Origin of the sequence: Chitinophaga sp. (assembly GCF_036569125.1) — a bacterium.
Lineage (GTDB): Bacteria > Bacteroidota > Bacteroidia > Chitinophagales > Chitinophagaceae > Chitinophaga.
On the sequence record NZ_DATCRF010000455.1, the window covers coordinates 1 to 13,384 of the forward strand.

The 13,384-nt window shown below is 48.1% G+C and carries 15 protein-coding genes; 14 read left to right on the forward strand and 1 reads right to left on the reverse strand.

All coding sequences use genetic code 11. From position 1 onward, the window contains the following. The first annotated feature begins 157 nt into the window (after positions 1-157). The 14 genes from VIM87_RS17025 to VIM87_RS17090 all read left to right on the forward strand — a co-directional run bounded on the left by VIM87_RS17025 (position 158) and on the right by VIM87_RS17090 (position 12,490). Positions 158-607 (forward strand): Hsp20/alpha crystallin family protein, encoded by a 450-nt coding sequence (locus VIM87_RS17025; RefSeq protein ID WP_331998157.1) that lies wholly within the window; start codon positions 158-160, stop codon positions 605-607. 108 nt (positions 608-715) lie between these two features. Next, complete coding sequence (locus VIM87_RS17030) at positions 716-1,909, forward strand: hypothetical protein (RefSeq protein WP_331998158.1); 1,194 nt, start codon at positions 716-718, stop codon at positions 1,907-1,909. Between the two features lie 70 nt (positions 1,910-1,979). Next, positions 1,980-2,816 (forward strand): universal stress protein, encoded by an 837-nt coding sequence (locus VIM87_RS17035; RefSeq protein WP_331998159.1) that lies wholly within the window; start codon positions 1,980-1,982, stop codon positions 2,814-2,816. A gap of 16 nt (positions 2,817-2,832) precedes the next feature. Beyond that, positions 2,833-3,528 carry a hypothetical protein gene (locus tag VIM87_RS17040; RefSeq protein ID WP_331998160.1) on the forward strand — a complete coding sequence of 232 codons (696 nt, stop codon included), beginning with the start codon at positions 2,833-2,835 and terminating at the stop codon, positions 3,526-3,528. A 159-nt stretch (positions 3,529-3,687) separates the two neighbouring features. Further along, complete coding sequence (locus VIM87_RS17045) at positions 3,688-4,350, forward strand: alpha/beta hydrolase (RefSeq protein ID WP_331998161.1); 663 nt, start codon at positions 3,688-3,690, stop codon at positions 4,348-4,350. Between the two features lie 32 nt (positions 4,351-4,382). Further along, on the forward strand, positions 4,383-4,895 hold the full coding sequence (locus VIM87_RS17050) for a hypothetical protein (protein WP_331998162.1): 513 nt from the start codon (positions 4,383-4,385) through the stop codon (positions 4,893-4,895). 22 nt (positions 4,896-4,917) lie between these two features. Beyond that, on the forward strand, positions 4,918-5,754 hold the full coding sequence (locus VIM87_RS17055) for a universal stress protein (protein ID WP_331998163.1): 837 nt from the start codon (positions 4,918-4,920) through the stop codon (positions 5,752-5,754). An 11-nt stretch (positions 5,755-5,765) separates the two neighbouring features. Then, positions 5,766-6,317 carry a flavodoxin domain-containing protein gene (locus VIM87_RS17060; RefSeq protein ID WP_331998164.1) on the forward strand — a complete coding sequence of 184 codons (552 nt, stop codon included), beginning with the start codon at positions 5,766-5,768 and terminating at the stop codon, positions 6,315-6,317. 7 nt (positions 6,318-6,324) lie between these two features. Beyond that, on the forward strand, positions 6,325-7,251 hold the full coding sequence (locus VIM87_RS17065; RefSeq protein WP_331998165.1) for a 1-phosphofructokinase family hexose kinase: 927 nt from the start codon (positions 6,325-6,327) through the stop codon (positions 7,249-7,251). 211 nt (positions 7,252-7,462) lie between these two features. After that, the gene (locus tag VIM87_RS17070) at positions 7,463-7,606 is read left to right on the forward strand and encodes a hypothetical protein (RefSeq protein WP_331998166.1); all 144 of its coding nucleotides are present in this window, start codon (positions 7,463-7,465) and stop codon (positions 7,604-7,606) included. A 117-nt stretch (positions 7,607-7,723) separates the two neighbouring features. After that, entirely contained in the window at positions 7,724-8,554 is an 831-nt protein-coding gene (locus VIM87_RS17075) for a universal stress protein (protein ID WP_331998167.1), read from the forward strand. Positions 8,555-8,584: 30 nt separating this feature from the next. Continuing rightward, positions 8,585-9,040 (forward strand): hypothetical protein, encoded by a 456-nt coding sequence (locus VIM87_RS17080; protein WP_331998168.1) that lies wholly within the window; start codon positions 8,585-8,587, stop codon positions 9,038-9,040. Positions 9,041-9,088: 48 nt separating this feature from the next. Further along, complete coding sequence (locus VIM87_RS17085; protein WP_331998169.1) at positions 9,089-9,910, forward strand: hypothetical protein; 822 nt, start codon at positions 9,089-9,091, stop codon at positions 9,908-9,910. Between the two features lie 6 nt (positions 9,911-9,916). Continuing rightward, positions 9,917-12,490, forward strand: a complete 2,574-nt coding sequence (locus VIM87_RS17090; protein WP_331998170.1) for a cation-translocating P-type ATPase — start codon at positions 9,917-9,919, stop codon at positions 12,488-12,490. 92 nt (positions 12,491-12,582) lie between these two features. Here VIM87_RS17090 and VIM87_RS17095 read toward each other — a convergent pair whose 3' ends face one another. After that, complete coding sequence (locus tag VIM87_RS17095) at positions 12,583-13,236, reverse strand: Crp/Fnr family transcriptional regulator (protein WP_331998171.1); 654 nt, start codon at positions 13,234-13,236, stop codon at positions 12,583-12,585. Positions 13,237-13,384: the final 148 nt, after the last annotated feature.

A 13,384-nucleotide genomic window follows, 5' to 3' on the forward strand; every position in this document is an offset into this window, starting at 1 on the left:
CTATATGGTGGAGCTCACACTATAACCCGGCAAACGAGGCATACGGGCGGGTTGATGACGATCATTCATTTACTTGAGCATAGTCATTTTCCACAGGTATGTTTAGTGATAGTTTAGTACTGTAAATCTTTTACCAATAAAAAAACAGGAGGTAATTATGTCACAACAAGCATTAACCAAACAAACTCCCGCCTTCCCCTCTTTATTCGACGATTTCTTTAAACCCTGGAGAGACTGGGGCCTGGACTTTAACGGCGGCCGCTCCTTTTCAGCTACAGTTCCCGCAGTGAACGTAAGTGAAGATAAGGACAACTACAAAGTGTCCATGGCTGCCCCGGGTTTAAAGAAAAATGATTTTAAGATCGATGTGGAAGGCAATGTGCTTACCATCAGTGCGGAAACAGAGGAAAAGAAAGAAGAAAAGAATGGGCGGTTCAGCCGTCAGGAATACAATTACAGCAGCTTCTCCCGCAGTTTTAACCTGCCGGAAACTATCCGCAGGGATAAAATAGAAGCGCATTATGAAGATGGTGTTTTGAGCCTGAAACTGCCTAAGAAAGAAGAAGCCCGGAAAGATACTGCCAGTATGCACATTGATGTAAAATAACATCAGCCTGCTCCCGTAAAGTTCCTGTCTGGCCGCACGGGCAGGAACTTACCCGGGCTCAGCTTCTTATATCCTGTTTTTTTATTGTAAATGATTAACCTGCAAACCATGAAAAATTTAATATTCCTGCTGCTCCTGTGGTTACCGGTAACCGGCTTTAGTCAGCGTGTATTATACGGTTCGCATATCTTAATTAACAAGCCGGTGAATGAGGACCTGTATATTGCCGGCGGTACGGTAACCATTAATGCACCGGTACATGGCGACCTGGCCGTAGCCGGCGGCACCGTTATCATTAATGATACGGTGACCAATGACATACTGGTAGCCGGTGGCAATGTAACCCTGAATGGTGTTAGTGGTGATGATGTGCGCTGTGCAGGTGGTAATATACATGTGCAGCAGCTCATAGCCGGCGACCTGGTGATCACCGGTGGCACTATAGAAATAAGCCGGCCCGCTGTAGTTGAGGGCAACCTGCTGACCGGTGGGGGAGAGGTGCAGCTGGATGGCACCATAAAAGGAATGGTTAGGGCGGGCAGCGGAAAGCTGAAGATAAATGGCCTGGTAGAAGGGCCGTTGGATGCACGCGCTGTAGAGCTGAACCTGACCGGCGCCGTAAAGGGTAATACACTCATAGCCGCTCAGAAATTATATGTTGGCCCGCATGCTGCATTGCTAAAAAGCGTACGGTACTGGAATGGTAACGGAACTGCAGATTTTGGAGCCGCTGTAAAGAATGGGCAGCCTGTTTTTGATACATCATTGAAAATGGATCAGCCCCGCTGGCATTATCTTGGTTTTGCATCATTCCTGGTATTGGTATGGTACCTGACCACTGCATTGTTATTCATTATCCTTATTCAGTATTTCTTTGGAAGAACCATGCAAAAGGCCGGCGAATCCATTCCCGGTAATGTATCCCGTTTTACCGGTGTAGGGTTGTTATTTGTGGCGCTTACCCCGGTTGCCATTATAATTGTTTTCCTGAGCCTCGCAGGCATTCCTATTGCGCTGTTAATGCTTATTGCCTATGTATCCCTGTTGTTGCTTGCATCTGTAATAGTATCTGTGGTGCTGGCTAACTGGGTAAATGCAAACTATGAGAAAAAGCGCGGTTTCTGGAGGCTGGTTTCCAATGCGCTGGGTATTTTCATTGTACTGAAATTTATTTCCCTGGTGCCTGTGCTGGGCTGGCTGATCAACCTGCTGGTGATCTTCCTGGTATTTGGTTCACTGCTGCTGAATATACGCTGGCCGCATAAAATTGCTCACAGGCCGGCGCCGCCTGCTGTGGGCTGATGGTCCGGAGACCAGCCGGAAACAAACAATATTGAAAAATAAAACTGATAAGATCCTTAAACTAATTAATATGAAAAAGATCATTGCTGCTATCAATGCCCTTCATTTTACGGAGGAAGAGCTGCAGAGCTATCAATATATCGCAAAGGAGCTGGATGGCCATGTTACAGTTGTGTTCCTGGAAAACCTTACGGCGCAGGAGTTTCAGCTGGCAAATGCATACACTGATATGTACACCATGGATTATGCCCGCATGGCCGCGGAAGCCAGCGAACAAATGCAGGTACTCCGGAAGGAGAGCCTGGAGAAATTTAACCGCATCTGTGCGGCAAATAATCTGGATTTCAGGCTGCATGAGGCAAAGGGCTTACCTGTAGAAGAGGTAATAACAGAAAGCCGGTTTGCCGATCTGTTACTGATCAACAACAACACGTCTTTTGCTATGTTGCTTAACAGCAACCCGCCGGCCTTTGTTAAAGATGTACTGGCACGTGCGCAATGCCCGGTAATGGTGCTGCCAGAAAAGCTGCACCCCATTAGCGAGCTGGTTTTTTCATATAACGGCACCTTTTCTTCCATGTACGCCATCCGCCAGCTTACACAGCTCTTCAGCGGGTTCTCCGATGCCAGGGTGAATGTTGTTTATGTTGCGGAAGGTGATCATAAACAGGTGCCGCATGAAAGGCTGCTGAGGGAGTACCTGGAGGAGCATTATGAAGACGTTAGATTCACCGTGCTGAGTGGCAGTCCGGGAGCGGAGTTCCTGGCGCTTCTGTTACACCGGAACGACTGCCTTGTAACCTATGGCGCGTATGGAAGAAGCAGGCTTTCCCGGTTCTTTCATCACAGTGATGCGGAAACGGTGCTGCGTACCATCAATATTCCTGTGTTCATTACACATCCTTAATAATAAGCTCCAGATCATGAACCACTCGTTTTCATATCCGGAATTGCAGCAGAAGTTTTGTGAGGGATTTGAATTTTTTCCCTTCGGAGATCTGGAGCAATATGGAAGATTTATATACAAGCGTTATGCAAATGAACAAGACCTGCAGGGACTATTGGATCATTATGATCTCGAATACAGCCTTTATGGGCTGAACGCACAGGTGCTGTTAATGATGATGCAGCAAAAGAACATTCCCACTGCAGCTGCGTTGCTTGCGCAGCTGAGGGAGGTGAGCCTCTTGTTCTCTAAACAATGCCATGGAAGGCATTTGTTGTTCTATGCAGAGCTGATAGATGCCCTGGAAACCTATAGCGGTATCCTTTCCATTTACCAGCGCGATGTGCAGCAGAATATTGAAAAACAGCTGTCTGATCCGGGGCCTTTCGAGCAGGAAACAGCGGTGGTAAGCATTGGTACTATAAAGCACATACAGGTGGTAATATCAGAGTTTGCTGACAGCACTGGTATTATGAACGATTTTCTTAGTGAACGAATAGCTCCTGGCATTGGAAAAGTAGATTTTGAACTACCACAGACGGAAGCAGCAATTATCAGGAACCTTTCACAGAACCTGCTGCAGTTTAGAGACCTGATGGAAAAGACCAGGTATATAATCAAGCAATGGGAAACCCAGCTTTTACAGCTGCATCTACAGCAGGTTATGAATTGATGCCGGGCTGACAACGATCAGCAAAACGCTTGCCGGCGGTCATTTAACAGGGATTGTCATTAAAGTATATTGCAAGGGAGAACGGAAAAAAGGTTATCCGCTAACTGTAGCAGATACCACCACAACATTTTACCCTGAACAATGCTTAACTATTCTTTTATGAAATGCTTTTTTCATGATACAGTCAAAATCCCGGTGGGCAAGGTTACCCTGGAGGGAGCGTTTACACTTCCCCAGGGTGCTGAGTCCATCGTGGTTTTCTGCCATGCCAGCAGCCGCAGCCGGTTTAGCCGCCGCTACCAAAAAATAGCGCAGGAATTACAGCAGCTGGGATATGGTACATTGCTTTTAGACCTGCTGACGGAGCAGGAGGATGCAGCGTATTATTATACACGTTGTGATATTGAGCTGCTGACCCGCCGGCTCACCGGTGTTACGGAATGGCTGGAAGGTTACGCACCGGCAGCTCACCTGGGCATTGGCTACCTGGCAGCAGGTACCGGCGCCGCCGCCGCACTAAGGGCCGCCTACTACCTGCCTAATGTGCTGGCCGTGGTTTGCCATGGTGGCCGGCCGGACATGGCGGGCGATATTCTGCCGAAAGTAGATACCCCGGTATTATTGATAGCGGGAGATCTTGATCATGATATACTGGAACATAATCTTTTTGCAATGGAGGAGCTGCAGTGCCGGAAGAAATTAGTAGAAATAAAAGGCGCGGGCCAGCTTTTCCTTGAAAATAACGCCATGGCACGCGTGGTGGGTAGTGCTATCAGCTGGTTTAACCAATATTTGAAAGCAGCCAGGCACCATGCTTTATAAACCCGCTTGTTCATATTTTAAAACAGCTTTTTATGCGTGGTAATATTTTGTCACCCGAATATATGCTATCCAATGCAATAGCACTTTTATTGCTGGTGCTGGCAATAAAGCGGCCTTTGATCTCCCGGGCCATCATAAGCCTGATATTCTTAGGTGCGGGCTGCTATAACGGGATCCTGGCTATTTATTATCCCGCACGCTACCTGGTTTATGCCGATCTGACGGCATCCCCGCTGTATGAAACATTTATCAGGGGCGCATTCAGCCGTCATATAACATCCTATATTATGTCCATTGCAGTTATGCAGCTCATAACGGGTATTTTAATAGGCTGGAAACGCGGATGGATGAAAGCTGCGCTTGGAGCGGCCGCCTTTTTTCTTATTGCCATTGCACCATTGGGCGCCGGCTCTGCGTTCCCCTGCAGTGTCCTGCTGGCCATTGCCTGCATGATATTAATTTTTGATGCGGGAAATGAATCGTTGCCGGATGCATTATACCGGAAATATCTGAACGGCGCCGATTATGATGGCAAGTACAAATAACACATTATAAAACCCAATTGTTATGAAAAAGATCGTTGCTGCTATGGATGTGCTGAATTTTTCTGAAGACCTGCTAAGTAATATGAAATTTATTGCCAGAGAAGTGAACGGTAAGCTTAGCATTGTATTTCTCGAAAATATTATTGCAGGTGGCATACCACTGGCCAGCGCTTACCCTGAGGCCTATACAGCGAACTATCAGGCACTGTTACGCGAAAGCCTTGCTGAACGGGACCGCCTGCGGAAAGAACATCTCGACTATCTGTTCACTATCTGTGGCGATGGCGAGGTGGAGTTTACCTTGCACGAGTCCATTGGCTCACCGGTGCAAAAAGTAGTTGAGGAAAGCCGGTTTGCCGATCTGCTGCTTATCAGCAGCAGTACTTCTCTGGCCACCTTGTATGATAGCAAGCCGCCACAGTTCGTAAAAGATGTGCTGGTGCAGGCACAATGTCCTGTGATGGTATTGCCGGAAAAAAGTATCCGCATAAAAGAGCTCATTTTCTCCTATAACGGTACCTTCTCCTCCATGTTTGCCATCCGGCAGTTCACGCAACTATTCCCCGACCTCAGTGATGTACCCGTAAACCTGGTATATGTTGCAGAGGGTAATCACACCACTTTGCCGAACGAAAAACTGGTTGCAAACTACCTTGATAACCATTATGATGAGGTGAAATATACCGTGCTGCAGGGCGATCCTGCGGCGGAATTTTTAAACCTGCTGTCACACCACAGGAATTGCCTGGTAACTTATGGCGCATTTGGCAGAAGCAGTCTATCCCGTTTTTTCCATCATAGCGAAGCAGAGAATGTTTTGCGCAATATGGATATACCTGTATTTATCACTCATCCTTAAATATACCTGTTATGAAAGGTATCATAATCTATAAAGGAAAGTATGGCGCTACCCTTCAGTACGCAGATTGGCTGGCTGATGCCCTGGCATTACCGGTGTTCCCGGCAGGTGATGAAAGCCCTTCTGCATTTGCTTTGGCAGATTACGTAATTATGGGCAGCAGCATTTACATTGGTAAGCTGCAGTTACGCGAGTGGATGCTTAATAACCAGGCCATGCTGTTGGATAAAAGGCTCTTTTTTTTCATAGTATGCGGTACTCCATTAAATGAACGGGCTAAGCTGGAACAGTTTATTGAAAACAATGTACCGCCACTGATCCGGCAACGTTGCTTCTTCTGTTTCTTACCGGGCCGGCTGATTTTTAAGAACCTATCCTGGACGGATCGTTTACTGCTCAGGATGGGGGCCTGGCTGGCAAGAAAAAAAGGTGAAACTATAACAACGGCAGACTACGATGACGTGAAAGCAGAACACCTGCAATACCTGATAAATACGGTAAGGGAAGAATGTGAAATTCCCAAAGCCCCCAGGGAAAATTTACTTAAGCAAACTGCAAAATAGTGAAGCCATGATCCTTACAGTGACTATAAACCCGGCAATAGACAGAACAACTACAATGCAAAAGCTGATCCGGGACAAAAAATTACGTTGTACAGAACCGCTTGTTGAAGCAGGCGGTGGCGGCATTAATGTAAGCAAGGCAATAAAACTACTGGGTGGTGAATGCCTGGCTGTTTTCCCAGAGGGCGGCGCCAATGGGAAACGATTACAGCAGTTGCTGGCCGCGGCACATATCCGTTATGATGCCATTCACACGGCCTCAGAAACGCGGGAGAATTTTACCGTTACGGAACGCGCTACAAATGCACAATACCGCTTTGTAACACCAGGAGGGGCCATGAGTGAAGACGAAATTGAAAAATGTTTGCATGCTATCAGCAATATATATCCCATTCCGCAGATCATAGTAGCCAGTGGCAGTCTGCCGCCTGGTGCGCCGGATAACTTTTATGCGCGTATTGCCCGTATTGCGAAAGCGCGTAACATACAGTTTATTGCGGATACTTCCGGCAAACCACTGCAATTAGCCCTGCAGGAAGGCGTGTACCTGCTTAAGCCTAACCTTACAGAGCTTTGCAGCCTGGCCGGCAGGGAATACCTGCAGATAGAAGAAGTTGAAAGCGTTGCCAGGCAGGTTGTTGCAACCGGTAATTGTGAGGTGTTGGTAGTATCCATGGGGCCAAAAGGGGCATGGCTGATCACAAAAGATGGCAGCGAACATATTCCGGCGCCGGAGATCACCCCACTTAGTACCGTGGGGGCGGGCGACAGCATGGTTGCCGGTATTGCCTATATGCTGGAGCAGGGATTTCCGCTAAGTGATTGCGTGCGGTTTGGAGTAGCCTGCGGCAGCGCAGCAACCATGAATGCCGGTACACAATTATTTAAAAAGGAAGATGTTTTTAAATTGTACGAGCGCCCGAAAGTTGTATGAAAGCGGGAATACGTTTTACCTGTTTTATGGCTTTAAAGCTACAGGCCACAGCTGTTAGGCGGTTTGTTGGATGGGATGTCTTCCCTCTCTGCTACCAGGGTGGATTCGATGGTAATAGACCAACAGGTGACGGCAATCGCTATACAGTTCTTTTGTGATGTGGCCTATGGCTGGTTTAAAGAACTGCCGGTAAAATTTAACGGCCCGGCTTATGATCCCCTTGCCGCATATTCAACAGGATATCAGCTACCTGGAAGCCAATGGGTTTGAGGTGCTGGATAAAAGGGGCCGGGTTGCAGATCCTTCATCTATAAAATGGAACACCCTTAGCCCCGGTTATTTTCCTGCCAAATAAACAAAAATGGCCGTCTGACAACGATCATCGTTGTGCCTGAGCAGGGTCATTCTTTGCGCTTATATCAACCTATAATTTAGCATGTACACATTGCAATCTTACCTCAAAACTTATTTTATGGAAAAGATCTTATATGTTACAGATGCTGTGCAGCTAAATATAAAATGCCTGGATTTTGCCTGTTTCCTGTGTAACCTGACACATTCCAGGCTTACGGGTGTTTTTCTCGAAAACCTGGAGTATGAAACCCGTTCCAGGAAAGCATTACAGGCAGCAGCCGTTGGCACCCGCCTATACGGCAAAACCCGGAGGGAAGTAAAAGAGATCTATTGTGAGGATAATATACAACACTTCAAAGAGGCTTGTGAGGTTAGGGATGTGTGTTGCAATGTACATCATGACAGGGGTGTACCCATTCTTGAAGTAATAGAAGAAAGCCGCTATGCCGATCTTATTATAATTGATGCCAATACCTGCTTCACAGCGGAGAGGGAAGGAGCGCCCACTGGTTTTGTCAGGGATGTGCTGAAGCAATCTGAATGCCCGGTGGTAATAGCACCTGAAAGCTTTGAAGGCATAGAGCAGCTCATTTTTACCTGCGATAACAGCCGTTCGGCTGCATTTGCCATCCGGCAGTTCACCCAGCTGTTCCCGGAATTGCGTAACCGTAAAGCCACCATCCTGAGCGTGATGCCCCCGGGCAGACCAAACATCGACAACTATAAGCTGAAAGAATGGTTAAAAGATCATTATGACGATATAGAATTTGAGATCATAGAGGACCGCCGCACCCGTACCCGGTTATTGGAATACCTGCTGGAGAAAAGTAACGCTTTTGTAGTGATGGGTGCTTATGGCCGCAGCCTGCCGTCCAACATCTTATCGCCCAGCCACGGCCGGCCTGTAGTGGGTACTATATCGAATCCTGTTTTTATTGCACACAATTAATTACCGGCCATGGCAAAGAAAACAAGTACCATGAAAAAGATCAGGTTACTAACGGTGATGGGAGTACGTATAAACATACACTGGACCTTCCTGCTGCTGATTGCCTGGATATTGATCATGCAGGCGGTAAGCCGCGCCAGCATCGGGCAAACCATTTGGGCATTGATTGCCATAGCCAGCATATTTACCTGCGTGGTGCTGCATGAGCTGGGCCATGCGCAGGCGCTTGCCGCAGGACGGTATAACGAAACTATTGGATCCCTGGTCACCACAACCCCCGAAATGTTACAGGGAGAGCGTACCGGCGACAGCATTATTGATAAGCTATTGCTGCAGGATAATGCGGTTTATCCCGTGCTGTATGATAACCAGCTGGCCGGAATACTCAGCCTGGACAGCATTATTGAGTATCTCCTGATCCATGATACACAAAAAAGATCGAAGGGACACAGGGCGTCCGTAACAAGGCTGCTGCACCAGGCGTAAAACGTTATTTTATCCCGCACCTCTTATAAAACATTAAAAAATAAGGTCATGAAAAAAATACTGCTTGCTTTTGATGACGGACATTATTCAAAAGGCGCGTTTGAATTTGCCCGCAGGCTGAATGAAATTGAGCCCATATTATTAACCGGTGTTTTTTTACCGCAGGTTGACTTTACCGGCGCCCTTAACTATGCCAATGGCGGCGCAGGCACGTTCTTACCTATTATAGAAGAATATTATCCTGATATTATAGCACGGCAGGTGAAGATGTTTTCAGAAGCCTGTGTACGCCACCAGATAGAGTTCCGTGTACATAAAGACCGTTTTGATTTTGCCATGCCGGAGCTCAGGAAAGAAACCCGTTTTGCCGACCTGCTTATACTGGGCAGTGAAAAGTTTTATAGTAACATCGGCGCCGAAATACCGAATGAATATCTGCGCATGGCCCTGCATGAAGCGGAATGCCCGGTGATACTGGCCCCCGAGGATTTCAATTTCCCCGCATCAAATGTATTAGCTTACGATGGCAGCGCAGATGCCGTATATGCCATTAAAAGCTTTAGCAGCTTATTCCCGAATCTAAGCAGGAACAGCACTACCCTGGTATATTCTTCAAACAAACCAGATCCTGAGATGCCGGACCTGGCATACATCCAGGAGCTGGCCGCGCGGCATTTCAGTGATCTTACACTGGAGCTGCTGAATGCTGATCCGGGGAAATATTTTGAAACCTGGTTAAGTGCAATTAAAGATCCTATACTGGTATGCGGTTCATTTGGGCGCTCCGGTATTTCCCGGACCTTTAAACATAGTTTTGTAACGCAGGTTACCAGCAGTCATCGTTTACCGGTATTTATAACCCATCGCTAAGATATTATGAAGTGGCACCGGTTAAGTATAAACGAAATACAGGACCTGCTGGATACCAGCCCCCAGGGCTTAAGTACGGAAGAAGCCCGGGAAAGGTTATTACAGGGTGGGCCCAACGAGCTGCAGGAAGGTAAAAGAAAAAGCACGGCCGGTGTATTGCTGGCGCAGTTTAAGGACCTGATGATACTGATCCTGCTGGCTGCAGCCGTGATCTCCGGTATCATAGGAGATCTTAGTGATACGATCATCATTCTTATTATTGTTCTGCTGAATGCCCTTATAGGTTTTATACAGGAATACCGTGCGGAAAAAGCCATGCAGGCCTTAAAGAAAATGGCGGTTGCACAAGCCAGGGTATTGCGCGATGGTGTGAGCACCTGGCTTGCCGCAGCGGAGCTGGTGCCGGGAGATGTGGTTTTCCTGGAAGCCGGTAATGCCATACCGGCTGATCTGCGTATTATTGAATCCTTCAACCTCACCATTGAAGAAGCGGTGCTCACCGGCGAATCACATCCTGTACAGAAAACAGCGCTTTCGCTGGAGGAAGCAGATCCGCCGTTGGGCGATAAAAAGAATATGGCTTTTAAAGGTACGCTTGTAACATATGGCCGCGGCGCCGGGCTGGTGGTGGCCACCGGTATGCGAACGGAGCTGGGCCGCATAGCATTGATGCTGCGGGAGGATGAAACGCTTACTCCCCTGCAGCAGCGGATGGCTTCCTTTGGAAAACAGCTGTCAATACTGGTGCTGTTCCTTTGTTTTGTTTTTTTTATAGCCGGTTACCTGCGTGGTGAGGACGTAATGAAAATGATACTCACCAGTATTTCCCTGGCGGTTGCAGCCATCCCCGAAGCGTTGCCGGCGGTTATTACTATTTCCCTGGCAACATCCGCCAAAAGGCTGGTACGCTTCAATACCCTCATCAGGAAGCTGCCCGCGGTTGAATCACTGGGTGCGGTAACGTATATCTGCACAGATAAAACAGGTACGCTTACACTTAATAAGATGCATGTGGAAGAGGTATTTGTAAATGGCAGGTTGTATGGGCATGCACAGCTCTCTTTGCTTGCGCAGCAGCCTGCCGGCAGGTTATTAATGGAGGCTTTTATGCTGAATAATGATGCGGTACCTGACAAGGAGCAGCATATCCGGGGCGACAGTACGGAAGTAGCGCTGCTGGAGGCTGCCATGACACTGGATGTACACCCCGTCGCCGGACCGCGGCTGGCAGAAATAGCTTTTGATGCAGGGCGCAAATTAATGACCACTTTTCACGCATATAACGGCCGTTATATTGCCTTCACCAAAGGCGCGCCGGATGTATTGCTGCAGCTTTGCACCGATGCGGATACAGCGGGCATCACAGAACAGGTAGATGCTATGGCTGCCGCCGGGCAGCGGGTATTAGGTTTTGCCTGCCGGTATTGGGATGCAGTGCCTGCCGATCCTGCGGGAGAAGTACATGAGCGCGGTTTGCAGTTCCTGGGCCTGGCCGGTATTATTGACCCGCCCCGGGAAGAGGTGCTGGAGGCAGTAACCCAGTGCAAGACAGCAGGCATTATACCGGTTATTATTACCGGCGATCATCCGCTTACCGCCAGGAATATTGCGCAACGCATTGGCATTGTAACCAGTGAGCATGACCTGGTGATCACCGGCCAGGAGCTGGCAGCTATGAATAAGGAAACTTTTGCCGCGCAGGTAGAGCATATAAGGGTATATGCACGGGTATCGCCGGAGCAGAAGCTGCAGATCGTAAAAGCGCTGCAGCATAAGGGGCATTATGTAGCCATGACCGGCGACGGTGTAAATGATGCCCCATCCCTGAAGCGCGCCAATATTGGCATAGCCATGGGAATTACCGGTACAGATGTGGCAAAGGAAGCGGCCAACATGATATTGCTGGATGATAATTTTTCCACTATTGTAAAAGCGGTGCGGGAGGGAAGAAGGATCTATGATAATATCCTTAAGTTCATCAAATACCTGATGACCACCAACTCCGGCGAGCTATGGACGTTGCTGTTAGGCCCGTTCATAGGGCTGCCGGTGGCTTTGCTGCCCATTCACATCTTATGGATTAACCTGGTATCTGATGGGTTGCCCGCTATTTGCCTTTCATTTGAAAAAGCGGAAAAAGACATTATGAACAGGCCACCGCGTGCCCCGGGGGAGACTGTTTTCAGCCAGGGAAGGGGTTTACATATGATCTGGGTGGGCATGCTGATGGCAGGTATCACGCTTGCTGCGCAAAGCTGGGCAATCAGGTATGGGCTGCACTGGCAAACCATTGTGCTGAATGTATTGTGCCTAAGCCAGATGGGGCATGTGCTGGCCATACGCTCGGATAAACAATCCCTTTTCCGTACGGGCCTTTTTTCAAACAAGCCGCTTACAGGCGCTGTACTGCTGGTTTTGCTGTTGCAGGTGGCCATCACCTACACACCGTTCCTCCAATCGGTTTTTCATACGCAATCACTTTCCCTGGCGGAGTTTGTAATTACCGGCATGCTTTCTTCAGTGGTGTTTATTGCAGTGGAAATTGAAAAGGCAATTTCTGCGAAAAAGGCGCGCGCTTAGCCCGCGCTGTCTGCATTGCAGCTACGCCGGCATCACCAGCACTGCGGCGCCCTCAAACGCGCCTTTGCGCAGCTGATCCAATAAATCTGGACTCACACCTCGCTTAGCCATTCAATATAGCTCTTATACAGCGCTACCTTACCCTGGTACTCCATCTTTTTCAGCAGGCGGGAGATAACCTCACGCGAGGTGCTGAGATCATTGGCAATTTCCTGGTGGGTGGTACGCAGCTGTTTGCTGTGCAGCTCCCGTACCTGTTTTTTAAGATAAAATTCCAGGCGTTCATCCATGCTGCGGAATGCAATGCTGTCAATCACTTCCAGCAGCTCTTCAAAACGCTGCCGGTAGGTTTCCAGCACAAAGTAATACCAGGATTTATATTGCAGCATCAGCTCATCCATCAGCTCAATAGGGATAGCTATAACAGTAGTATCCTCTACCGCCTTTGCCATTATTTCACTTTTCTGCTGCCGGGTAGCGCATATCATGGACAATGCGCAGGCATCGCCCGGTTCAAGATAATACATGAAAAATTCCCCGCCGTCTTCCCCTTCCCGGTACAGCTTTACACGGCCTGCTGCAATCAGCATGGTAGCGCGGAAGTACTGGCCGGTTTGCATCATTACCTCGCCTGCGGCAAACGTGCGCAGGGTGGTTCTTTTCTCCAGCAATGCTTTCAGCTCACTATCGAAATGACTGAAATATTTGGTTAAATATTCAGCAATGGTAGTATTGGATCCTGGCATATAGTAAAAGTATTGATCCGGAAATTACGAATTTCCAAAATTACAGCCTGTAAAACCCGCGGTGTGTGATCTTTGTCACACAGAACGGTGGACTTATTCCGGAATTTAGCGTGTTATAATATTATGCATATGATTGAATGGATCAAAC

Bases quoted from the DNA above. Each gene is read 5' to 3' on its own strand.
- VIM87_RS17025 (WP_331998157.1), top strand. From the start codon at position 158: ATGTCACAACAAGCATTAACCAAACAAACTCCCGCCTTCCCCTCTTTA.
- VIM87_RS17030 (WP_331998158.1), top strand. From the start codon at position 716: ATGAAAAATTTAATATTCCTGCTGCTCCTGTGGTTACCGGTAACCGGC.
- VIM87_RS17035 (WP_331998159.1), top strand. From the start codon at position 1,980: ATGAAAAAGATCATTGCTGCTATCAATGCCCTTCATTTTACGGAGGAA.
- VIM87_RS17040 (WP_331998160.1), top strand. From the start codon at position 2,833: ATGAACCACTCGTTTTCATATCCGGAATTGCAGCAGAAGTTTTGTGAG.
- VIM87_RS17045 (WP_331998161.1), top strand. From the start codon at position 3,688: ATGAAATGCTTTTTTCATGATACAGTCAAAATCCCGGTGGGCAAGGTT.
- VIM87_RS17050 (WP_331998162.1), top strand. From the start codon at position 4,383: ATGCGTGGTAATATTTTGTCACCCGAATATATGCTATCCAATGCAATA.
- VIM87_RS17055 (WP_331998163.1), top strand. From the start codon at position 4,918: ATGAAAAAGATCGTTGCTGCTATGGATGTGCTGAATTTTTCTGAAGAC.
- VIM87_RS17060 (WP_331998164.1), top strand. From the start codon at position 5,766: ATGAAAGGTATCATAATCTATAAAGGAAAGTATGGCGCTACCCTTCAG.
- VIM87_RS17065 (WP_331998165.1), top strand. From the start codon at position 6,325: ATGATCCTTACAGTGACTATAAACCCGGCAATAGACAGAACAACTACA.
- VIM87_RS17070 (WP_331998166.1), top strand. From the start codon at position 7,463: ATGATCCCCTTGCCGCATATTCAACAGGATATCAGCTACCTGGAAGCC.
- VIM87_RS17075 (WP_331998167.1), top strand. From the start codon at position 7,724: ATGGAAAAGATCTTATATGTTACAGATGCTGTGCAGCTAAATATAAAA.
- VIM87_RS17080 (WP_331998168.1), top strand. From the start codon at position 8,585: ATGAAAAAGATCAGGTTACTAACGGTGATGGGAGTACGTATAAACATA.
- VIM87_RS17085 (WP_331998169.1), top strand. From the start codon at position 9,089: ATGAAAAAAATACTGCTTGCTTTTGATGACGGACATTATTCAAAAGGC.
- VIM87_RS17090 (WP_331998170.1), top strand. From the start codon at position 9,917: ATGAAGTGGCACCGGTTAAGTATAAACGAAATACAGGACCTGCTGGAT.
- VIM87_RS17095 (WP_331998171.1), bottom strand. From the start codon at position 13,236: ATGCCAGGATCCAATACTACCATTGCTGAATATTTAACCAAATATTTC.